General features: G+C 33.5%; 19 protein-coding genes and 1 pseudogene. 2 read left to right on the forward strand and 18 right to left on the reverse strand.

Translation table 11 applies throughout. From position 1 onward, the window contains the following. Positions 1-396: 396 nt before the first annotated feature. The 8 genes from RYX56_RS06390 to RYX56_RS06425 form a co-directional block, all read right to left on the reverse strand. On the reverse strand, positions 397-3,219 hold the full coding sequence (locus RYX56_RS06390) for a DUF4116 domain-containing protein (RefSeq protein WP_317121221.1): 2,823 nt from the start codon (positions 3,217-3,219) through the stop codon (positions 397-399). Positions 3,220-3,538: 319 nt separating this feature from the next. After that, complete coding sequence (locus tag RYX56_RS06395) at positions 3,539-5,200, reverse strand: hypothetical protein (protein WP_317121222.1); 1,662 nt, start codon at positions 5,198-5,200, stop codon at positions 3,539-3,541. Between the two features lie 203 nt (positions 5,201-5,403). Then, a complete protein-coding gene (gene xerA / locus RYX56_RS06400; protein ID WP_317121223.1) occupies positions 5,404-6,222 on the reverse strand; it encodes a site-specific tyrosine recombinase/integron integrase in 819 nt (272 codons plus the stop codon). Positions 6,223-6,481: 259 nt separating this feature from the next. Next, positions 6,482-7,624: an AlbA family DNA-binding domain-containing protein gene (locus tag RYX56_RS06405; RefSeq protein ID WP_317121224.1), complete on the reverse strand. Its 1,143-nt coding sequence runs from the start codon at positions 7,622-7,624 to the stop codon at positions 6,482-6,484. Positions 7,625-7,650: 26 nt separating this feature from the next. Beyond that, positions 7,651-9,231 (reverse strand): LA2681 family HEPN domain-containing protein, encoded by a 1,581-nt coding sequence (locus RYX56_RS06410; RefSeq protein ID WP_317121225.1) that lies wholly within the window; start codon positions 9,229-9,231, stop codon positions 7,651-7,653. Between the two features lie 215 nt (positions 9,232-9,446). After that, on the reverse strand, positions 9,447-10,226 hold the full coding sequence (locus RYX56_RS06415) for a hypothetical protein (RefSeq protein ID WP_317121226.1): 780 nt from the start codon (positions 10,224-10,226) through the stop codon (positions 9,447-9,449). Between the two features lie 349 nt (positions 10,227-10,575). Beyond that, positions 10,576-11,109, reverse strand: a complete 534-nt coding sequence (locus RYX56_RS06420; RefSeq protein ID WP_317121227.1) for a hypothetical protein — start codon at positions 11,107-11,109, stop codon at positions 10,576-10,578. Positions 11,110-11,667: 558 nt separating this feature from the next. Further along, a complete protein-coding gene (locus tag RYX56_RS06425; protein WP_317121228.1) occupies positions 11,668-12,240 on the reverse strand; it encodes a hypothetical protein in 573 nt (190 codons plus the stop codon). Positions 12,241-12,794: 554 nt separating this feature from the next. Here RYX56_RS06425 and RYX56_RS06430 point away from each other — a divergent pair. Further along, entirely contained in the window at positions 12,795-13,238 is a 444-nt protein-coding gene (locus tag RYX56_RS06430; RefSeq protein ID WP_317121229.1) for a site-specific integrase family protein, read from the forward strand. A 75-nt stretch (positions 13,239-13,313) separates the two neighbouring features. Next, positions 13,314-13,916 carry a site-specific integrase gene (locus RYX56_RS06435; RefSeq protein WP_317121320.1) on the forward strand — a complete coding sequence of 201 codons (603 nt, stop codon included), beginning with the start codon at positions 13,314-13,316 and terminating at the stop codon, positions 13,914-13,916. Between the two features lie 653 nt (positions 13,917-14,569). Here the strand turns inward: RYX56_RS06435 and RYX56_RS06440 are convergent. From RYX56_RS06440 to RYX56_RS06485, 10 genes and pseudogenes are all read right to left on the reverse strand, one after another. Continuing rightward, the gene (locus RYX56_RS06440; protein ID WP_317121230.1) at positions 14,570-14,917 is read right to left on the reverse strand and encodes an NAD(P)-dependent oxidoreductase; all 348 of its coding nucleotides are present in this window, start codon (positions 14,915-14,917) and stop codon (positions 14,570-14,572) included. Positions 14,918-15,559: 642 nt separating this feature from the next. Further along, a complete protein-coding gene (gene gerQ, locus RYX56_RS06445; RefSeq protein WP_317121231.1) occupies positions 15,560-16,024 on the reverse strand; it encodes a spore coat protein GerQ in 465 nt (154 codons plus the stop codon). Positions 16,025-16,049: 25 nt separating this feature from the next. Further along, entirely contained in the window at positions 16,050-16,526 is a 477-nt protein-coding gene (locus RYX56_RS06450) for a cell wall hydrolase (protein WP_317121232.1), read from the reverse strand. A gap of 601 nt (positions 16,527-17,127) precedes the next feature. After that, entirely contained in the window at positions 17,128-17,508 is a 381-nt protein-coding gene (locus RYX56_RS06455) for a VOC family protein (protein WP_317121233.1), read from the reverse strand. A gap of 325 nt (positions 17,509-17,833) precedes the next feature. Next, entirely contained in the window at positions 17,834-18,064 is a 231-nt protein-coding gene (locus RYX56_RS06460; RefSeq protein ID WP_317121234.1) for a DUF3953 domain-containing protein, read from the reverse strand. Between the two features lie 496 nt (positions 18,065-18,560). Continuing rightward, entirely contained in the window at positions 18,561-21,485 is a 2,925-nt protein-coding gene (locus RYX56_RS06465) for a PAS domain S-box protein (protein ID WP_317121235.1), read from the reverse strand. 147 nt (positions 21,486-21,632) lie between these two features. Further along, positions 21,633-21,871 (reverse strand): annotated as a pseudogene (locus RYX56_RS06470) (VOC family protein); the annotation flags it as partial. Between the two features lie 83 nt (positions 21,872-21,954). Further along, positions 21,955-22,800 carry an arylamine N-acetyltransferase gene (locus RYX56_RS06475; RefSeq protein WP_317121236.1) on the reverse strand — a complete coding sequence of 282 codons (846 nt, stop codon included), beginning with the start codon at positions 22,798-22,800 and terminating at the stop codon, positions 21,955-21,957. A gap of 155 nt (positions 22,801-22,955) precedes the next feature. After that, complete coding sequence (locus RYX56_RS06480; RefSeq protein ID WP_317121237.1) at positions 22,956-23,408, reverse strand: hypothetical protein; 453 nt, start codon at positions 23,406-23,408, stop codon at positions 22,956-22,958. A gap of 155 nt (positions 23,409-23,563) precedes the next feature. Next, complete coding sequence (locus tag RYX56_RS06485; protein WP_317121238.1) at positions 23,564-23,725, reverse strand: hypothetical protein; 162 nt, start codon at positions 23,723-23,725, stop codon at positions 23,564-23,566. Positions 23,726-23,960: the final 235 nt, after the last annotated feature.

Consider the following 23,960-nt stretch of genomic DNA (forward strand, 5'->3'; position numbering starts at 1 on the left):
AGTTCCCCACTTAACGTCAACACGTTTACCCATAGAAGAACATCAACAATTTAAGTGAAAAAGCCCTAATCCTCCTTATCTTTAACAAGTAATTAGGCTTTGGTCTTCCCCAATCGCGCCAATTGAAGTATATCAATTTCTATTGAATGGTATCGTTGTACTGCGCAGCAAAAGATCATTTGTAAATAATAGCTCTTGTTCAACTAAGGCAACCCGTTAGTAAAAAATCGTATTATCTCGTCATTTCATATTTATTTGCTACTTGTACTGCACGATTAAAAATGTCAGATAATAATAACACTATAAACGTCTAGTTATGCGCAACCGGAACTTCCTTAATCTAAAAGATCTTTAAACAACTTCATAATCACGCAGAAAAGCCGCTGAAAAGCGGCGTTATTTGCTTCTATTTTGTTTAGCGGATAGTAACAAAGTGTCGTTATTATCACACAAATCATTTGCTTTATTTTTGCTTTGAAATTGAAATTCCATAATACGATCATTCCATATCCTTATAACATTAACTTCTGTCAGGTACTGTAATGACTTCATTATTCTTGATGGTCTATACATATAAGTATCCGAAACAAATCGTGATATTTCAATGCTTCCTGCATGTATTTCACCTTTCAACAGCTTTTCTCCCTCGCTCTCTCCGTCTAAAAGTTTCATATAATTATCATATAAATCTTTTCTTTGAGCTAACAAAAGCGCTTCGACACTTGGATAGATATACTTATCAACAATCGACAGGGCAAAATATGGGGTTACGGTTCCGTCTTCCGGATTCACATAAATGTGATTAAAGAAATCTATATCAACAATACATCCGTGGATTTTCCCACTACCGCCAATTTTTTTAATACTATCAGATATGGATTTTAGTGCTTTATTGTAATCGCTAAATAACCCTTTGATGGCATCTGAATAATACGCCATTCTCTCAAAGTAATAATTGATGTCGTTAAGTTCTAAGTTATTAATCCTCCCGCCATTTAACAAATATATTTTTCCCTTATTCTGGTCTTCAAATATAAAACAATATACATTATTATTTTTAAGCATATGTATAGTTCCTGTTCTATTAAAAGTTACTTTAATCTCAACGCCTCGGTTAAAGTCCAAATATTGCTCTCTCGAAATAGAATAAATTCCGTCGGGATAATACTTAAAAATATCATAAACTCTTGGTAATTTAAAATGCTTTAAACCTATGCTTGTAGAAAAATACCCAATTTGATTGTCAGAATAGAAAGTTTTTTCCTCGTCACAACAGTAATCATTTCGATGAGTATGTCCATTCACATATATCCAGTTCCGATTGTAATCTTCGTTTGACCAGCTTTCTTTTGGCGTATGAGTTAAAATAATTACTTTATCATTGCCTAAAACACTTTTAACTTTATTGTAAATAAATTTAAATTGATTTGTCTGTTTAATGTCCTCATCTAAAGACATAATGGTTTGCCGATAAATTCCTTGTGTGGCGTTAAATTGTGAATTTAATCCGGTAAACCCTAATCCACCCAGTATTACAAAAGGATTTTTCAAGCAGATATGCTTCAGCTCGTCCTGATCAATGGATTTCAATTGTTTTTCTGAAATAATCATTCCGTTTGAAAGCAGCAAATCATTTTGTAAAAAGTATATGCCTAGACTTGAAAACAAGTCCCGGTATTGCTGAATAATTTCATCTAAAGTAATCAAGTTAGAATGTGCTACCCCGTGTCGATTATAATCCCATAATTCGTGATTTCCAAGCACTACTACTATTTTGCAATGACTCCAAAACCTAGATTTGATATATTCGACTAATTCTGTATAAAACAAAGTCGATATTTCAAAGTTAAAAGATATATCTCCTGCTATTAATAAGTAGTCGTTATTAGTTATATCTGTAGCAGTATCCATCATTTTTTTTACAAGCTGTCTGATATACATTATAACTTCCAATTCAGTTGCATTTGTTGGAAATACTTTTAAAAGCTTATGATTTAAGTGGATATCACTAATATAGTATATCTTGTGAGAAGTGTCGTTTAATGTGGGATCTAAAATCAAATCGATATCATGAAGAACAGAGATAGCCTCTACTACCTCATTTTCTTCAGAAATCATAAGCTCTGTTTTGCAATCATCATCTTTGACGTTGTCAGCGTAAAAAGAATCGTCATATAAGTGTTGTTCGACTAATACATCGCTATTAATATAGGCACCTTCAGTATTCAAATTGGCGAGACTGGCCTCTTTAAAATCATAATCATGCAGATTGGCATTTTTCAAATCACCATCTAAATGCTTATAAAAGTCAACAAATAAATCAAATTCTCTTACTTCATCCTCTTCTCTATAACATATTTTTTCTATCGTAATAAATCTATCTGTTTCTTTATCAAAGTATTTTCTCTTAAATTCCCTTACCTGTAATTGTCTTTCCAATCTGATAATTTGAATATCGTTGTTTATACTATCTGGCAAGCGGTTTGCTATCTCTCTTACACAAGAGCGGTCACTATACGATATCTCAGAAAGATCGTCGCATTCTCTTAATATCCGTTCAAATAATTCAAGGCAATTATTTAAAGTATACATACTCTCAGGTACATAGAGAAAAGCTTTCCAACTTGAATTTACCGCCGCATTGCACAACTCCGTCTTTTTATATCTGTTCGGTACATGTTCTAATGCCAATACATTATTATTAACAGCGGCATTACATAATTCTTTGCTTCGGTTTTTAATTGGCACATATTCCAAGGCCAATCCGTTTTGCTCAACTGCTAACATGAATAATTCTTTTGACAGAATATTCTTTGGAACAAATTTAAGCGCTAAACCATTTTGCGCAATAGCTATTCTGCAAAAACTTTCCGACTTATAATTATCGGGAACATATTCAAGGGCTTTGCCGTTTTGCTTTATTGCCTCAAGATAAAGCTTTTTTGTTCGAAACTCCTCAGGAATATAAGTGGAGTAGGCTATTATTGTTCCGTCATTTCTAACGGCTTCTATGCAAATATCAACGGTCATTATTTTTCTTGACACATATTTTATAGCTGAAGCATTTTGTTTAACAGCCTCAAGACACAAAGCTACAGAATGTAAATTTTTAGGGACAAATTGTAATATACGACCATTTTGCTTAACAGCTTCTAAGCATCTTTCAGGCGTTTTTTCTACCTTGTCAATGTACCAACCATTTTCTTTAATGGCTGTCATTATATCTCGATCACTTATGTTAATAATCTCAAATGGCTTATCGATGCTATCCACCTCCATTGAAAACACAATTGCCTAGATGTATAATACCATATTTTCTCATTTTTGTTTAATTCAAAAAATCCTCATATACCTCTTCCCCCTGTTTATTAGCTTTAGTACACTCTTTCACAAATCCCATTAAATATAAAGACCATTACTGCGCAGTATTTAGTCATATACGAAAAAGAGAAGATTACTTAATAAAGGTAATCTTCTCCGTAATTTTTCAACAGTATTGTTGTACTGTGTAGCTATTTAATTTGTTTCTTTATATAGATTAGTGATTTGTTCTTATCTCCTCTAATAATTCGTTCCAAGTCACAGAATCTATCCCGATGTCTTCAAAATAACAGAAATAATTAGATCGTATTGTAACAAGTATGGATCTCACACTATATTTTTTATCTGTATCACCACCGATAAAAGCAACCACGGAATCAATATGTTCTTCAACAGCATTCTGTCGATTCATCATTTTTTTAACTACCTCATCTTTTACTAATCTTCTTTTATCGCTGTATACCATCTCTCTAAATGAAGATGCTGGTTTAAAAAACTTAAGCTCGTACAATATCACTTCATTAGATATAGGATTTATTGCTAATACATCTATATCACCTAGGTTTTTACCATCTTTTTGCTTCAGAATGCTTTTCTTATTATTATAATTAAGAATAGTGTCTATCTCTGCTCGAACGATTTTCTTACCACTTTTAATCTCCGTAGGAACTATATATTTAGATTGCTTTAATACCTCAGTTAATTTAAATGCAAACAAACTACTCAATTTATTTTGTGCCTTTCTAATAACAGAAGATAATTTTACCCTCTCATCATACATCGTTAGAAAGTGCCCTGATATAATTAACTTTTCAAATATTGATATATTTTGGATCAAATCAATTTTGCCAAAAACAATAAAATCACCAACTTCATAAATGCTTCTTAATTCATAGTGACTGTCAACTGGATAAGAAATACGACTTGGGATTTTGTTTATTGAAAAGAGATTAATCACTTGCATAACATTATCAATATTAAACCCTTCTTTTAACAATTTTTCTTTTCTAATTATTTTTAAGGGAAGCTTATCATCAGTCTTTTCTAAAAACAGATCTTTTATATTGAAAATTTTATTCAGTTCGTCAAAACTTACTCCAAATTGCCTATTTACCTCTTTAGCTATAGATTCTTTAATTTGTGCATATGTTAGTCCTCTTTTGTTTAGATCATTAAATAAATCTTTGTCTTCGAAACGTAAATCCTCTGGTTTCTCGCCAGTTCCATCCTTCATGTATCTATTAAAGAAATCAGCCATTGTTTGATCCTCATGAAATTTAAAAGACATTTCCATCAAATCTTCAGTATGTTTCAAAATTTTATACTTCTCACAATTATCCCGTAATAAGACCAAAACTCGAGCATATACAATTGCTGTAATAAATCCATAATAACCTTGGTCCTTTTCCTCAATAGACGCTCCTAAAAACATTTCGTCATTAAACATCATAATCTCACGTTGTAATAGGATTGCCACCGAATATTCATTTTGGTAACTCCACAAATCTTCATCTTCTTTTAGGTCGAGCATTTTAATCCGACATGCTTCTTTAATTGATAAGGTTGCAGTTATTAAATCCTCTTTATGATAATACGATAACACTGTTTTTATTTCCTTTATGATTAAATGATCAAGTTCTTTAGCTTGCTCCAACAAACTCATTAAGGGGTGCTTTTCTTTAATGTCTTTAATGAGAATAGAAATTCTTTTTTTAACATTTGTCCATGTGAAGTTATCAACTGGATTTAAAAGTGATTGTAACCATTGCTCTAAACCTGATTCGCTTGCTCGCGCAAGGAAAGACCCTACCTCACACTGTTTGCAAACAAGCCCGTATTGTGAAGAATGAATCCTTTTTCCACAAAAGTAACACTGCATAACTCAAATACTCCCTCCCCTTTATATTTTTTGTTATTATTTATTATATTTAAACGCTATTTCGAAAGTAAGCCTTTAAGAAAACTACCTTTATCTGAAATGAAATACGCTTTTATAAAATCAACCACTGACATATCCCTTAAATCCCTTAACTTTAGAATACAATATTTTTGTTCCGCAGTATGTGTCAAATGGACAGAAACTTACTGAATCAAATACTTTTTATGTTGCTCTCGCTTTCGCTCATGAGTAATCTTTGCATATCTAAGTGTTGTATCTGGTGAACTATGTCCTAAGAGTTCTTGAATCGCAACTAATTCAGCACCATTATTTAAGGTTAAAGTAGCAAATGTGTGTCTTAAAACATGGGGACTTACTTTGTCTTTTAAACCTGCTTCTTGAGCGATTATATCTATATCTCTTTGAATTCCTCGTTTAGATAATCTTCTATAAGGTTTTCTCTCTGTAACCACTAAGGCTTCACAGTTATCATTTCTTCCTTTTATATACTTACCTAAATGATACATTGCTCTAATTGAAAAATAGACTTCCCTTTGTTTATCACCTTTACCAATAACTAATGTGCTCATATTTTGTAGATTAATATCAGCTTTATCTAATCCATGAACTTCAGATAATCTACAACCCGTTGCATACAATATTTCTAGAAAAGCACGCTGCCGGACTGTATCGCAGGATTCTCTTAACATTTCTAGTTCTTCGATTGATAGTGATTTTGGAAGTCGGTATTCATCTTTAGGAGCTTTTAATTTGGAAGTTGGATCACGCTTAATATATTCTTCTGAAGCTAACCAACTAAAAAAACTCTTTAAAACAGATAATTTCTTTCTAATTGTACTCATTTTTAAGGTCCCATCTTGACTTAAATACATTCTAACATCTGCTGTAGCGATGTCCTCATCCTTCTTTTTTACTATATCAGCAAACATACTTAATTCCATAAGGTAGTTTTCTAGAGTAATAGAACTTAAACCTTCGAGTTTTTTTGCCGAGATGAACAATTGTATTTTATCCTCAAGGTCAGGATGTACCTCACCTAACTCAACTCTTTGAAAATAATACTCTGATAGAACAGTAAAAAGAGACGATTACTTTTGGGGTAACCGTCTCATAATGGTTGTAAATAGCTAGTATCCTTGTACTGTGTAATATAATAAAATGTTAGTTTTTCGTAATTCTAATTTAATTATACGCGGAGAACAAAATTAAGGATGTGAGCTATTTGCAGCGATTTCTTCCCCTTCTAATACTAATTTATCTTTAGAGCTTTTTAAAATCTTGTAATACCATATTTAGAGCTAATCCTACTGTTAATCTATGTATGTTTACCTCAGTTTCCCTTTTATCACCAATATCTACAGTAAAATAGGCTTGTTCTGCATCAGTAATATTAGTTTCTAATGTTGTTAAGTTACGCTCCACATATGACTCAAATGATAACTTTTCTTCTTCATTCTCAAAATATAGAACAACTTCATCAAAATTTCTTTTTGCATACACTTCTTCCATGTCCTCATCATCCAAGAAGAACTGCTGCAGTTCATAGGCTATGCTATCCTTCAAATAATACTTGAATGAGTATTTGTGATTGATACCCCATTGATCACGGCCGACATAGCTCCACTGAGGTATCGGTGTTTTAAATCTCCCGCCGTCTAAAACTACTAATTGAAAACCTTCTAAAATGGTTTGGTTGCACATGACTTTTAAATCCTTATACATGAAGTCGGAGCTAGTCTGGGAATATACATAAAACTCCCCTGATCTTCTATAGTATTCATCATCGTCATATTCTTCTACAAGCTTAAACTCGGGTTTATAGGTATTATAGTGTGTTCCATTATTTTCAATCCATTCAGATTTGTTCCGTAATCTTATTACTATCTGATTTAATGGTGGTTGGGTTAAGCCAAGTCGTTTCTTCCATAACATTTCAATCTGTTGCATATTTGCATTTTGACTGATCGGAGTATTCTTATCTCCAATTCTTGTGTATATGTAACCCTCTTTTATATTACTGTACCTTTTGCTTTTTTTCTTTAAGTAAAAAGGTACAGAATAAGAGTTGTAAATGGTAAGAATATCAATTTCCTTACCCTCAATTTTAATGGTCTCTACACTTACCTCCGGAGTATTATCACCTGCAAAAACTGTGTTGGAGAGTAAATCTAATATTGCTACTTGCTTAACTCTGTGTTCATCACTAAGCCCAATAATCTCTCCATCATCAGAAACTCCAATAATTATATAGCAATCCTTATCGTGTACGGTATTTGCAAAACAAAGAATGTCATGTAGCAGCCTTTCATTATCTTTATGCCACTCTTGTTTAAAATCCCAATATTCACCTTCAGTGTTTCTGCTAATTAACTTATAAATTATCTCCTCAAAGTTGCCTTGCATAATTAACCCCTTTTTTAAACAGTGTACTAAAAAAGTCGTTTCCAATCATCATCGTAACGATCCATGGACATCGGCATTATTATTTCATCAGAATCCTTGTCTTTTCTTTTACGTAGTTCTTCCAGATGAACCGCCATAGACAACAAAATGATCCCTTCTCGTACATAAGCAAGTAACCTTATAGCTGCATCTTTAAATTCATCAACTGTTATCGAATAAGCCAATGGATCATCTCTATTCTCCCAAGATTCTGTTGTTATGGGATACAAAACACTGTCGTGAACTTTTAAATAACGATGCTCCAGATGGTGGCGAATTTTCGATATATGTTCAATTGCAGGTTCTATATAGTGGTGTTCTATCTTTTGCTTCCCTATGTCTTTACATAACCAGTAAAGACCGATTAATGGAAGGTTAAACGTTTCCTCACCTGTCATCCTCGACTTTAAATTAACTTTTAAGTTATATGAATTTTTTCCTTTTCTAATTTTATCCTGCCATATCGATCGGTAGGAAACATCCCTTTCCTTAATCCCAATTTCGAAATACTCATTCACAAAAAATGCAATCCGATCAATTAAGGAATATAAACTTCTATAGGAATATTTCATTTTTTCTATTGAAATACCGTAAACTGGATAATCTAATGTATTAACAAGGTGCACATCTTTATCTGAGAAATGGGCTCCTTCAGAAGACAAGGCATCATGTACCATATATCTAGCAGATACAAATTCCTGTTTTATCTGGTTAAACAAACCGTGAAACTTTGGTCCTTCATCTATTTTAGCAACAATGTTAGGTAAATGAAGAATATCAGTTGCAGAAACGGAATAAGGGAAAGCATCATTTAACGTATTAAGAAAAAAGGTATTTTCAAGACACCACTTTCGATATCCTACTTCTTCCTTAGAGTCCCCCAATGAATAGTCTTCAAATTCATACGGTTCCTTTAAAAATTCAATTGGATAAAACCGTTCTAATTTAGCAACTAAGCCCTCATAGTGTTTATAGGCATACTGTTCTATATTTTCAAAATCCAACACTGCTTTTAATAATTGATAAGACTCATTAGCAAAAACAGATTGATGCCCTTTGTCATAATCAAATGTAGCATAGTCCATTAAAAACCCAGCAAAGTTCCCAATGGCAATCGGAAAGTCTCTTCCTACACCAACCTTCAAGTAAGAAAGAGCCTTCATAAGTCTGCCGCATTTTTGTAGCAAGTTAGCATAGTTAGTGTATGCCATTAATAGATATGTAGAAAAATACTGACTTTCTTCTGAGCCTTCATTCAAATCTGCTTCCTCTTGATACGCAGTTAAATTTTCTAAAGATAATCGAAACAATAATAAACACATCTCAAAATCATTTTCGTTATTCATATCATCGGAATAACGTAATGCACCTTTGTATTTAAGATGTATATAGTTGCTGTAGGAGGTCGCACCATGATAAGCAAGAATCCCTTTCTCAAGAAGAGTGTACTCTCCAGATTTGACCCATTCCAAACAATCATGAGCTATTTTTTGTAAGGTGTCTGTATCTTTATCATCAAAAGCTCTATCGGCAAATATCCCAACAGTATGCACATTTTCATTAACCATGAATTTTACTCCTCATCATCTATATCTAAATTTTAAATATTAATAAACAACATTGATATTCTTAGTTAACTTATTTAATGCGAAGTATGAATCAAATACGAAAAACACAATCACATTGAATGCAATCGTTTCTAAGATTGTTGACGTCCAATTTCGTTATACTTGGTAATAATAGTTAAACCGCAATGATAGTCTAAAAAAACCAAAAGATTCTTTTATAACAGAAAAACGCCTTCCTCTATCTCGGTTATATTTTCAGGTGAAATACAAACCTCCCCCTGTAAGAAAACCATAAAGTTTTTATCTGGGTCCCAATAACTTGTGTTTTTGAATAAAACATACTCAATAGCCTTCAGAACATATTCTAAAGGTTCAAAATAATCAACATCCTCGAAGTTTACAAGCAGGGATAGTTTCATCGGTTTAGCACTTTTCTTCCATTTGCCAACTAATTCGGGCATTTTAATAAGATTGCTAATATCCCATATAAACTCAGGACATTCTCTAATATGCCTTACATTTGAATTATTTTCAGCATCTTCCTTTATCAAGAATCCGTTTATACATTTATCTTTGTTAAAACGATGAAAAAGCATATCATCCGTAAACTCCTGACCTTTAAATTTAATTATTGGTGGTGAATTTACCTCATAATTAATCTGAATTCCGAATTCAGCAAAGAAAGCTGATAAAATATCATTTTTAATTATAGATTCTAAATTCAATACTCCATTTTGTCGGAAACTACCATCACCTATTCCAGTTGTAAGATGAAACATAAATAATTTATCAGGATAAATTTCCTGTAATTGTAAATTAAAATGACTTAGTACATCATCGATATAGAGATTATCATAACGCCAACATTTATCTTTATTAATTATTCGGTATTTATTACTATTAATAAATGAATTTATACTCTTTTCGTCAGTTTTAAGTAAATCAGAAAGGGATTTTATTGTTGTTTCAACAGTTGAGCAGTCTAATATACGCAATTTATGTCACCTTCAACAGAATTTAATAATATCAATAATATTACTTTCGATAATAAGCTATTAAGAAATACAAATGACCAAGTGTAAATATTATTCTTTATTCCACAACTCTTTTTTCTTAATTTTAACATAGCTTCTTTATACTAAATACTTCTCTAGTTTAACTTTAATTTCCTTTTTGTTAATATAGAAAAAGCGCTCCTCTCTTATTCCAGGAGCGCTACTCTAGTTGATGTACAAATTTCACAAGCGTATTTAAAAGACAAAATTTCTTTTGAACAAATTATCTACTGACTAACTTAATTTAGTATGTATAAACCCCATACCATAACTAAAATAATTTTTTACTTTAAATAGATACTTGCATATTTTTAAGTAAATTAGCCCTCCTTGAATGGTTTTCAACATTTACTAACATATTAAAACTTGCATGGTTCTTATTTAAATAGATTGAATTTAATTCAGGCTTCAGATCGTATATTAGACCAGCCTCTATATTACTTAATAGGTTTTTGGCATCCTCAAATGGTTGTATAAATTCTAAAGGCATGTATTTTTTCTCATGATCTAAAAAGACAACTGTACCAAAATAGATATGTTTGGAAAGCCCCTCATATACAGGTGCATGAAGTTTAAGTGTAGCACGATGACCGCCAGAGAAGCGATGTGTTTTTGAGGATGTTTTTCCAACGTAAACTAATCGTTCTTCGGTGCCATCACCAACCGATATAAAATAAAGTGGATAACAAGCAGTTGGAGGTGCTTTTAGTTTATATTCAATTTCATGAATAATTTCCCTATCAACATTCCTTAATTTCTCTGCTTCTTCAATTCCTAGTTCTTCATTATACTCATCAGTATAATTCTGAAGGATTAGCAACATAATCAATTACTTCATTCCAAGTACCTTCTAAGCTTTGAGCTTCCATCTCCAATACTTTATACAGTGGTAAACACACATCTAAACCTATAAAACAACCGTATTCCGAATTTATATCCTTAAATCTGTATCTATCAAGAATAGGTAAGTAGCCTATTTTCATGTAATAATTTAAAGAGCGATGAATAGTCAATTAATTAACCTCTATTTATTTTATATTTGGAAATGGGAAAAGTGTGAAAAGAAAACCACTGTTTAAGTTTAGCATATCTTTATCTTCAACTATCCTGCTGGTTAGTTTAATTGAACTAAAAAATCTCAGTAATCTCTCCATATAAACCACACCAGAAAATGACAAATAAGGTGTATAACAGTTTCTTAACTAGTTTATGAGCAGTTGCTTAATACTTCCTGCGCAGTATAGGTCTACTACGTATACAAGAGGTACCCCTGATCAGTAAAAGTACAGTGGTAAACTACCTGTCATTTTATTTGAGTTAGTTACGTAACTTCCTTAAATACCTGTAAAAGAACATATCGACAAAAGGTTTCATGTCGACCCTAATCTTTACTATCCTCTGACTCTCTTATCTCCTCAGCTATTCGTGGGTAGTCATCACTTACATGTCTCCTTAACTTATAACCACTATGCACAATGATTTGCCTTACTCGTTCCGGTGATACACCTTCCAACTCACCTATTAGTTTTAGAGTAACGTTTCTTTCCTCAATTGCTGCTAGATGCTTTTCTTTTAAAATTCGAGTAAACCGGGGACTTAAGCGACATGGCTCAAGATGAGACTCTGTTAAAAGCCACTTTTCAAATTCCACGTATTCATTCTCTAATGATCCTTTGTCATGATATGTGTGCCATCTTATTTGATTATCAAGTTTTCTCATTACCTTAGACATGTACTGGACAGTATTTGGACTAGCACCATCACATTCTATCAGTTCCGCTAGGTCCCTGGGTAAATCACCGTATGTCTTTATTCCTCGGGTAAGTAGACTAGTTATTACTCTACTACCTCTTATATAGTATACTTTTTCAATTCTTTGTTTTAGTAATGTGTCGCACAATTCGAATGATTCACCATTAAAGACAAATACATTAGAAAGTATTTCATTTGTCATGTAGTTTCACCACCATTAAATTAAAGTGTCTTAACTTTATACCACTATGAAGAAGGCTTGTTGTTATTATACTTCTACTTACCTTTCTTAACTTTAGTAGATATGATTTTTAGATACTACTCACTTCCCACTCTTCTGGAATTATTATCTATTGTCGATGATAATGATATGAGCTTAGATGTAATATTCTCTTCAGGAGCAAATTTTAAATTATATTTTAAGGACAAACACACGAAAAAACCCAATTTCTCAATTTTAATACTGAGGGATTGTGGTAATAAATATTGTAATATCCTTAACGTTTTTAATACGTATATCCCTGACGCTCCCTCGCAATCTCCCCCTAAGGGCGTGGCCATATTTTATAAGATAAATGGTTAAAAACACTATATTAAATCTAATAAAAATAGAGGTATGAATAAATATCTGCCTTGATAAAGGAACTTATATTAGAAAAAAATTTTATTATATATAAATTATGGCCATAAATACTAATGACCCACGCTTATTCTTTGTTGTATGTATGCACAGATTACTAATGGAGGTTTGTCAATTTGAAAGGATATTATGTTAAAAGAGGTTCAACTTGGTCATACCGATTAGACATCGGAAAGGACCCGAATACAGGAAAACGTCGCCAAAAATCGAAGAGTGGTTTTCGTACTAAAAAAGAAGCACAAATTGCTTGTCATAAGGTGATGACCGAAGTGAATGAAGGTATTTATCAAGAGGTAAGCACTGAAAATTTTAGTGACTATTTTACGAGATGGTTTAATTTACATTATCGGAGAGAAGTGTCAGAAACAACATATGAAAGTCGCAAATATACAGTACTTAAACACCTTTTACCTTATTTCGAAAAGAAAGAGATATCTTCCTTTACCACCTTTGATATTGACTGCTTTTACTCGGAGAAAATAGACGAAGGTTATAGTCCACAGTTTATAAGACAAATGCACTCTTTACTTCGTCGTTCCTTTGAACAAGCAGTTAAATAGAGCCTACTTAAACAAAACCCTGTACTTAATGCAACACCACCTAAAATAAAAGGAAAAGAAGTCACTACATGGACTATTGAACAAGCAAAGCATTTTCTAGAAATTACAGAAAAAGAAAAAATGCATATCCCATACCTAATTGCAATTTTCTGTGGACTTAGACGTGGAGAAGTTCTTGGGCTTAAGTGGGAAGATATTGATTTAGGTAAAGGGAAGTTAAGGGTTCGACGTAGTCTAACAAGAATTAATGGTCGCTTAAGTTTTAAAGAACCCAAGACTTTAAAATCGAAAAGACAAATATCAATATCTCCATTTGTGATTACAAAACTAAAGGAACATAAAAACAAACAAGAAGTGTTAATGACAAGGTTTGCTCAAGTTTATCAAAACAATGATTTGATTATCTGTACAGAAGTCGGTAAACCTAAAGAGCCTCGAAATCTTTTACGTGAATTTTATAGGCTAACTGAGAAAGCAAATATCCCTAGAATTAGCTTTCATGACCTGCGCCACACCCATGCTACTCATATGTTAGAGATTGGAGAGAATCCTAAAATTGTAGCTGAGCGCTTAGGCCATACTCGAGTTGCTATTACATTAGACACTTACTCTCATGTAAACCAAGATATGCAAGATCGAGCTGCCGATAAATTTGAAAGTGCATATTTCTCTTCATAAAAAGACTTTAGTTAAGTAAAGGTGCACAAAAGGTGCACAAAGCGCTTAACCATTTAGTTTTCAAGCTCGCATGACTGATAGTAACATAAGAAAAACCCTTGCTACACAAGGGTTTCGCTTCTTAATTATTAATGACCCGTACTGGGCTCGAACCAGTGACCTCCACCCTGTCAAGGTGGAGGTACTAGTTCCCTTTAACCTTCTAACTCCCACGCCCCTAATGCCGTTGCTGTAATTGTCACTGTTACCGGTAAAGGGTCCTACCAATTGGCTATATTAAGAAGCCTTACGCTCCCATTTATTCTTCTCCTCTATTAAAGAAAGGCTATTTCTTGTCAGCACAATATACGAATGTTACTGGTGGCTTAATATAAGCTTTATGGTATGAGGCTGCATATACTATGGAACTTTTGAATTGAATGTAAAGGAGATCAAAGAAAAGATATAAACATACATCCGCAAACATAACCTTAACAGTGCGATCCATTCTTTTAACGTCATCCCATTGTTATTTCATCCCAACTGCTCTCGCTTGCTGTTGAAGATTACTATATGTCCCCCCGACATTTGCTGATAAACCTCCGTATCAGGTGCATTCATTCCACTTATGTTGATATTTTCTTTTATCTTAATCATCTAACCTCGGATAAAGTCTATTCTTCATTCATCAATTTTATAATTTCGTCTACTGCCTCTGTTCCCATTCTAATAAGAGCATCCTTAGTATTTGCTCCATTATGTGGGGTTCCGATAAAGTTTTTACACTTCAGTAGTGGATGATCTTTTGATACAGGTTCTTCGGCAAATGCATCGACAGCAGCACCGAATATTTTATTCAGCAATAATGCATCATAAAGATCTTTTTCATTAATTACTTTTCCTCTAGATGTATTAATCAGAATTCCATTTTCTTTCATAAGTGATAACTCACTTGCAGAAATTAAATTCTCTGTATCCGGAGTCAAGGGTACAGAAACACTAATTACATCACATTTTATCAATTATTTCTTAGTCATTTTAAATGTTCGCACTATAACAGCTTCAGCATTAGCGTAATCATTAATTTCAATATCTGTCCAATCTATTTTCATCTGACAAAATAAAACAAACCAGAAAATAACAAATTAGGTTTGAAAGAATTGCTTAGTAATTTTTTAGCAGGTTGTTTAATTACTTGCTGCGCAATAATAGTCTAATATGATAAAACGATCACATTTAATGCAATCGTCTCTTGAATGGTAGAACCATTAACAGTGTCCTAATCACACTCTTCTCCCTTAAAGTAGAAAATACGATCCTAAATGGACGGACACCTTTCAGTATACATTAGCGGCGATTTTCGTCGCTTCAATCACGATCTCCTCTGGTTCTTAAAGATTGCTATCAGCTAACCAGAAGTTTATGATTTCATAAAAGCAGCCTACCAAATCCATTCTATTTGTAAAACAAGAAAGAATTTGTTTATTTAGTTTTGTTTTGTATTACCTTGTTTAATTAATGGCTAACATTATCTACTAGAGTGTCTACCCAAAACGATTAAACGGCCTATGGAATATACAGCCGCTTAAATCTTTTTTATTATTTCCACTGTCTGCTTGACCTGGTTCAGTTCATTTTGATAGCGGTTTTTTTGTTCTTCTGCATCACTCCGATACTTCCATGGACGCCTGGATTTCCGGACTAATTTCCGTGTGAGGATAGTTAATTCTTTCATCAAATTCTACCCAGTCGAGATTTGCCATCATCAGCAGGTATCGTTTACCGCTAGCAGGGTCGCTGATAATGATATGGTCACGGCCAGCTGTTTCAATACGGCCTTGGTAAACCATTGCATTCCATTCGCTGTTCCCTTGGTAAGTAAAGTAGAATGTACCAACCTTGCCTTTGTTGTAGCGCAGAATATTTTCAATAAACGATTCTTCAACTCTGCCCATTAGCAGCTGCTGTCCTGTTCCCATTGGAACCACTGGCACAGAATACGCAGGACCAGAAGGCATCCCCGCCTGGAAGCCGGTAAATTGTTGCGGGGTATCGCCCCCCATCATAGTTGCTGGTTGAAAACCAGCCTGATTGCTCATTGGATAATTACTAGAGTTTCCATAATTCATGAGAAGTCCATCTCCTTTTTTTCATTTATCTATAAAACTCTGGGCAGTAGCCCGGTACACCGACATAGAAGCAATGATTCTTGTGTGCAAAATCGAACTGCGTCATAGGGGACCTTGGCATCGTGGGGGTACAAGGGTCTCGGTATGCTTGCCCCGGACTCGGATTAAAAAACCATAAATTCATTCGGGCTCGTGGATTCCGATGACCTTGCAACAAATTTCTAGCCCTCTGGAGGTCTTCTTCTGTGGGACGCTGTGTATACAAGGCTCCATTTAAAACAGGCTCGAAGTGAGGAATTCCCGTTCCCGGTATCGTTTGATAAATAGCATGACGGATATTACGTAAATTAGTGAAGTCCGGCTCACAGTCTGCCTCAACCCGATTGGCCACAACCGTTCCAACCATATCCATTCCTTCGACGCCTTCACCAATTGCCTCTGCCAGCATGAGCCTTGCTAAAGAATTCACATCATTTTCAGTATGTTTGATTCGCCTACCCATTTTCTCACCCCTTATACAGTAACTTATTGCTTGCAGCCTGTTTTCGTAGCTTGCCTTTCCGCCCAAACCTTGAAAATTGCATATAAAAAAAGTAAATGACTCATGTCATCTACCTAGATCTTGATACCAAATATAATTATTTGTCAGTTCGGTTGTGATGTAGAAAAACTAAATTCACAAAGGAAAAAACAGATTTAATCGCATAATTTCTTAAAACGGTAAATGCCTAATTGGCAACTAATAAGAAATTAACCTAGATAAATGACTAAACGACCTTTTTAATATAAAGGGCGGATAAGAATGTACCGTATATACCTAGTTTTTATCATGAATCAGGTGTACCTCAAGTAAAACATTGAACTTTTTATCATTTAACGAACCAAAACTTATCTTCGACCAACACAAGAAGTAGACCGCCTTTTTAGTTATCAGTTTGTCATTTAGGACTGCCTGAGCGGTTCATTCCGACTTCTATGTTTGCAAGATAGGTGTGGTAATAGAATTCAAATGCACCCCTTATTGCCACGGCTACAAGTACTGTTAAGGCTCATGCTAGATTTCATAAATGACATATTGGTTTCTTAATAAGCTATCTCTGCCGCTAAAGATTTTCATAAATTTCAATAAGAAACCCGTCAATATCTCTAAAATGAGCGACTTTAATTCCCCAATCCTCTTGCTCTTTAGGTTTCGTAACAAATTCAACTTTTTCTTTTAATTCGTTATAACTCTCTTCTACACTTTCTACTTTAAGAATTAATGCCACTCTATCGACCCGATGATCATCTGGAGAATAAGGAAACCCTACTGCTTCAGCCATTTGCTTTCGTTCAAATAATCCTACATTTACATTTCCTACTTTAAATTGACCATATAAAGAAAGTGCATCTCCCCAAGTGACTTCGAAACCTAATAAATCCCTGTAAAATAAAAAACTTTCTTTATAATTATCTACAAGCAAACGCACATGAGTTAAATCCAAGATGGATACCTCCTATAATTGGAATTTATAACTATTATACCATTTAATAGAATTAAAGTAGACATTCGATTGTGCGAGATTCTATTAATAATAAACGAGAGGGTGTCGCACGACTATAAAAGAAAAATCCTTGAATTTCTTTATTTGATATGAAGTCATAACTTATCCTTTCCTTTTACCAAAAAATAAAATTGTTTTGAGATATACAAAGGATTAATTGTAATTTATCAATAAGGTTTTACAGTCATCATTAGTTATTCAACAAACCTGATTCTTTACTTCAACAAGAAGAAGCGATTACCCTTTATTGAGCAATCGCTACCAGTTAGTTGAATAAAATATTAAATGAAACATAGAAGTTAAATTCAGTTACAAAGAAAAGTGTAATGGCAGTTGCCTTTCTTTTTTCGCGAAATTCAGTAATTCCAGTAACTAAAAGAATTAACGCTAAGAAAAACAATACATAAGGAATTATTGCTCCTGTTATGCCAGTTATCAAAGCATAAATTGATAAAGCAACAACAATAATTGCTAAAATAAGTCTAAGTATCTTCAACAATATGTCCTCCAAAAATAAAATTAAGTCCCTCACAAATTCCTGCTTAATCATATCAGTTAACACTATATATTGGGGTGAACTGCGATATTCCTTACTTATTGGACAATCTTGCTCCGTTACTTTAAGTACAATCCTTCACAATCTCTAATTACTTTAACATAATTATCCAATCTCAGTGCCGGTTGTTATTTAATTATATGGCCCTTTAAAGGAACAACTTATTGTCACTCAAAAGTTCCTTAATCGCTCATTCAATTCATATGTTCTTTTCCTTTTCACTATAAAAACACCCCTTTAGATAATCTAAAGGGGTAAAACAGTGCAACTTTTTTTTAACAGTACATCTTTTTTATAAACGGTACGGCTTTATTTCAAATCAACATTAGTATCAATCGCCATCTTTTTTCTCTCACCATTAAGGTAGTCTAATTATTTAATAAAATATAAAGATAGAAGTCCTCTTTATCTAGATCCTATCATTCTTTTCTTGTTGTTAATCGTGATTTATATAGGAGATAGGTAAAGTGATATCAACGGTTGTCCCTTTATCAATCTCACTTTCAATTAGTATTGTTCCTTGATGCTCTTTGATGATTTTATAACAAATCATGAGTCCTAAGCCTGTTCCTTTTTCTTTGAGAGTATAAAAAGGTTCTCCGAGGTATGGAATACGCTCTTGTGGGATCCCACACCCTTGATCGATAAAACGAATATTAACATGGTGATCATCCGCTTTATTGATTTGTACGATAATTTCTCCTCCCATTGGCATCGCTTCTATCGCGTTTTTTATGATATTGATAAATACTTGTTTCAATTGGTTCTCTTCGCATGGAATCAATGAAATGTCTGCTTCTGCCTGAATTATAATTTGTATATTGTTCATGATTGCTTCAGGAATAATCACGACGGAAACCTGTTCAATTAAAATTTTCAAATCTTGAAGTTGAATACTGGTGGCCTGCGGCTTAGCTACAGCCATAAATTGATTGGTAATGCACTCAATTCGATTCATCTCAGATACCATTACTTCCAAATACCGTTCGTTGTTCTTATCTATAGAAGATCTCAGCAAACTCAGAAATCCTTTGATAGAAGTCAAAGGGTTTCTGATCTCATGGGCAATTCCTGCTGATAATTGTCCGACTACCGCAAGCTTCTCTGATTTTATTAATAATTCTTCCGTTTTCTTCAGCTCTGTGATATCACGTCCAATGATTACAAGTCCTTTACGTTTACCATCAGGATAAAAAATTGGAACCTTTATCACATCGAAAATAATGGTTTTTCCATCAGGTAGAGGAAACATTTCTTCACTTCGAGTAATCCGGCCATTTTCCCAGGCTCTTTGATCGGATTGCTCACAAAAATTTAATGTTTCTCGAACGAACTCATTGTGGATAGCCAGTTCACGATTTGTTTTACCTTGATAAGGAATATTTTCAAACTGAAAACAAGTAAGCGTATGATCGTTCGCTTCGAGCCATCTACCCTCTCCATCTTTAAAGAGAATTACGTCAGGCATCGCATTAATTAAAGTTCGTAATCGTTTCTCACTTTCTTTCAAAGCTTCTTCCATTTTTTTGCGTTCTGAAATATCCCTTAAGATAGATACGAAAGCGGATACCTGTCCCTTAGCATTGACAATGGGCGAAACGAATTTAAAAACATCAATAAGACTCCCATCTTTATGCTGCCTAATCGTTTCAAACGATAATACATACCCGCTATTCAATATTTTCTTTAAGGTTTCGGTAAACTCTTCAACTAAATAATCAGGAATAATCGATAGCGGCCTTCCTATTACTTCGTGCTCAGTCCAACCAAATACTTTTTCAAAAGCTTCATTCACTTTTATGACGTTGCATTGTAAATCGAAAATAACAATGGAATCTACAGTATTTTTAAGAAACAAGTCCAATTGTTGTTTCGTTAATTGTAAATCTTCTTCCATTTCCTTATTTTTAGTAATATCATTTACAACTCCATAGATTCCAACGATCTCATTGTCTATAAAAATAGGGGAATTTCTTATTTTAATGTCAATTCGGTATCCTTTTTTGTGCTTAACGGCAACCTCATATTCCTGAGGTATTCCTTTCATTGCTTTTGCAAAATGACCCAATACATTTTCTTGATATTCTGGAAGAACTAGCGATAAAAGAGTAATCTTTCGAAGCTCTTCCACACTATATCCAATCATTCTCTCCAAAGACGGATTCACATCTATTAAAGTCACTTGTAAATCAAAGAAAAAGATTCCGTCAGGATTATGATCAAAAACGGCTTTATAAAACTCTGTACCTTTACTCCATTTATTTATATTAGTTTTATCTTTATGATTAGAAATAGGGATTACATTCTTGCTATTTTTGGAAGACAAAGATAAACTTATGCCGTCCATTACACCAGCCAAGGCATTTTTAGTATCAAAGGATATGTCCTTACCTCTTGTTTGGAATGGAGGGATCACGTTAACAACGGCACCGATAGGGATACCTCCATATATATACGGGGTTAGCTCAAAACGCCAAATTCCCTTACAATGTTCCATTTCCCAATGTGTCTTTGACTTTAAAGATAACGATAGTGAAAGAGCATTTACAAAGAAATGGTTCGGACTTATTAAACCTTGTTCATATAAAAATGGAGATGCTTTAATCACCTTCCAACTGCGATCTAAAACAGCTATATAGGACTTTGACTGCTGAGAAATAATTTGACTTTGGTAATATTCGAGCAACTTAAAGTGTTCTAAATTTAATTGATTTCGCAGTAGTCTAGCTGCATCTTGTGCAGATGAGGTTACGACTGACAAAAAATAAGGATCGTTGACGGCCCATAAACCTGTCATGTCAATAACGCCCAATATTTCTTGGGTAGCTGGATCACGGATAGGAGCAGCTGAGCAGGTCCACTTTTGTACCTCATGGCAAAAATGTTCTCCTGCAAATACTTGAATCGGAGAACCCGTGGCAAGGGCTGTTCCAATGGCATTCGTTCCTGCATCAATTTCTGCCCATGATGAACCAGCGACAAAATTCATATCCTCAGCCTTTAGCATTAAAGACAAATCTCCATCTATAGAAACGATATCTCCGGAATTGTTACAAAACGTAATCAAATGTCCGGTGTCCATATACATATCTTTTAATTTTTCAAATACTGGTTTTATCGTACGAAATAGGGGATCGCTTGAGATATACTCCTTCACTTGATCTTCACTCAGGTTGATGGAAGTCTTACTTTGGAGCGGACTGATTCCAAATTCCAAACAACGTTGCCACGAATCATGCATTAACGATCGGATATTTGGAGATGAGTTCGTACCAATAATGAACTTTTCCCATTCACGTTCAAGTTTTTGTTTTTCTAATTTAGGGGAAGAAGACTTATCCAAGGCAATTAAGTTATTCATGACCATAGCGACCCTCCCAATATATAATGGTACTTGAAAATAATAATTACATAATTCCCTGCCGATTTAAATATCTGTATATTCAGAATATTAATTGTAGTAGTGTACTTCGACAAAACGGTAAGAAAATCCTGCATTTTTATCGTACATTTGATCAAATTCTTCTTCTTCAATTGCAAAAGCAATATGCGTGTATGAATGAGTTATTTCATTACGAGGTATTTTCTCTCTACATTGAGAGCAAGCCACATTCCAGCTAAATCAAAGTAAGCAGTGTTTCTACACTTAACTAACAATTTAGCATCAAATACTTTTTTATAAAATTCAATAGAACTTTCTAAATCAGAAACTGAAAACAGAAAATTATTAAGCCCGTTTATCGACATTTCTCACCTCAATAAATTATTAAGCTTTACAACACTCTGACAGAAATACCTTCTTAAGGGAACCTGCCTCGTTAGTTCAATATCTAATTTGTGCTTTGTGCAAAAATGTCTATATTTAATGTCTTTAAAACTTCAATAGCTTCAATCACTGGTATTTTGGGTAACGAAAACTCTTCTGATAGCACAGCTCTAATTTCCTCTGGCGATGATAATGTTTCAACACTTGTTTCACCATTTGAATAACGTATACCGAACTTATTATTTACTAAAGAAACACTTCTTTGTTTACGGGTCTGATATAGTTGGCATCTTAAAATTGTCATAAATGGGGCGTTAGGTTTATTAGATTTTTCTATAACATCATTAAAATCACTAACTTTAGCTACTTTTCGAGAATTAAAGTGCCATGTTTTTCCGCTTTGTTTACCATTAGTGTAGCGAACATATTTGTACCTATTTCTTTGTGGCTCTTCTGGTATTATATATACTTCATCTTTACCAAAAGGAGAGATATTCTCATAATTATTCTCAAAACGTACTGGCTTAAAAAAGGGAGCAGCAGCACCACAATCCACATAAAAACGTTCATTGTCAATCCTAACTATAATCCCCATATGCTCTTCCCCAAGCATAACATGATGACAATCAAACCCTATCTCCCGCAATAAAATCATTAGGTTAGAGTTTAAAGTGTAGCAAGTTCCTCCAAAGTTGTATTCGATATAATTCTTAGTAAATAATTCAAATGAAGGTATTTCAAAATTATTGTAATTATGATTTCTAAAAAACCGTAATTTGCTGATATTCTCAAAGGGAAAAATATTTAATTGTGCATGACAAATTTGTTCTAAATAATTATATGATGGCTTCTCTAAATCTAAATTAAGACAATCCAAATATTTAGTTGTACTATCAGTTATATTGGACAATCCAATTTACCTCCCAAAAATCCTTTTTGTCAATTCTATTTCCACCTAAACTAATCTGCCCCTTTAGTTTAACATTAATTTCCTTTTTGTTGATAAAGAAAAAAGAAACCCCTGTGGAAGGAATGCTCCCGTTAGTTGAAGAAGTTCATATCCATTTATTCAAAGTAGATTTCCTCTTCTTTAAATTCGGGTCCTTCAAACCACTTAATTAGTATTGGAAAATGATTATTAATAGTATATACTGCATCAAAAGCATTTCGATCCATTATTTTAATAGTATTATTCTCAAACTCAGACTCATTTATCTTTAGACTTATGCTATAAGTGAATGGATCCTTAAATAAAATCTCAATGTTAGTAATATCTTCGTTATCCCCAATATACTCAAGCGTAATATCTAGTTCTTCCCCCATAGCATATATAGCATCTTTAGAATGCTTGTGTACGATCATGGATCCACCCCAATATTCTCCTTGAGTTTGAAAATGCCTACTTTCACTTTCCTCAGAGCAACCGAAAAGAATAAGTGATCCTATACACATCCACAAACCTAAATACGTTTGATTCACTAAAAATCTCCCTTTTTTCTTTCCAAAACCAATAAACACTTAATTTCCTCCCCTCTTATTGACCGTGCTTTTATGCAATCCTGCCCGTTACTTAAATAAACGCTGTATTAATTTTAACATTAATTTCCTTTTACAAGTGCAAAAAATGCGTACCTGCTATATTGCAGAAACGCACCAGTTAATTCAAGAAAGCCCTAATCCTTTTTTTCCTTTATTTCTCTTAGAAGTGTTATTATTTCTATATTTTGTTTAACCTGTTCATCTGAATTTAACATGATGAGTCTAATCCATCTAATGACCAAAGCAACTAAAATAATAGGTATTAAATATAAAAATGTCCCTATACCAATTCCCAATTATGTATCCCCCTAATAAATCTTTTCCAATTATTATCATGTAGGTCTTTGTTCAAGTAACCTGCTCCGTTAATTAAAGTACATTTTTTCACAATCTCTTCCTAATTTTAGCATATTACATGTACCATGTTATTAATAGGGTATTGCGAAAAAGAAAAAATCCTGCATCAATACAGGATTTTTGATCGATACTTTTATAAATGATAGAACTTCATTTCAAAGCCACACACAATAA

Source organism: Alkalihalophilus lindianensis (assembly GCF_032843265.1).
In the GTDB taxonomy this organism is placed as follows: domain Bacteria; phylum Bacillota; class Bacilli; order Bacillales; family Bacillaceae_D; genus Alkalihalophilus; species Alkalihalophilus lindianensis.

Excerpts from the sequence above, each read along its gene's own strand:
- RYX56_RS06390 (WP_317121221.1), bottom strand. The coding sequence starts at position 3,219 with ATGACAGCCATTAAAGAAAATGGTTGGTACATTGACAAGGTAGAAAAA.
- RYX56_RS06395 (WP_317121222.1), bottom strand. The coding sequence starts at position 5,200 with ATGCAGTGTTACTTTTGTGGAAAAAGGATTCATTCTTCACAATACGGG.
- RYX56_RS06405 (WP_317121224.1), bottom strand. The coding sequence starts at position 7,624 with ATGCAAGGCAACTTTGAGGAGATAATTTATAAGTTAATTAGCAGAAAC.
- RYX56_RS06410 (WP_317121225.1), bottom strand. The coding sequence starts at position 9,231 with ATGGTTAATGAAAATGTGCATACTGTTGGGATATTTGCCGATAGAGCT.
- RYX56_RS06420 (WP_317121227.1), bottom strand. The coding sequence starts at position 11,109 with ATGTTGCTAATCCTTCAGAATTATACTGATGAGTATAATGAAGAACTA.
- RYX56_RS06425 (WP_317121228.1), bottom strand. The coding sequence starts at position 12,240 with ATGACAAATGAAATACTTTCTAATGTATTTGTCTTTAATGGTGAATCA.
- gerQ (WP_317121231.1), bottom strand. The coding sequence starts at position 16,024 with ATGAATTATGGAAACTCTAGTAATTATCCAATGAGCAATCAGGCTGGT.
- RYX56_RS06450 (WP_317121232.1), bottom strand. The coding sequence starts at position 16,526 with ATGGGTAGGCGAATCAAACATACTGAAAATGATGTGAATTCTTTAGCA.
- RYX56_RS06465 (WP_317121235.1), bottom strand. The coding sequence starts at position 21,485 with ATGAATAACTTAATTGCCTTGGATAAGTCTTCTTCCCCTAAATTAGAA.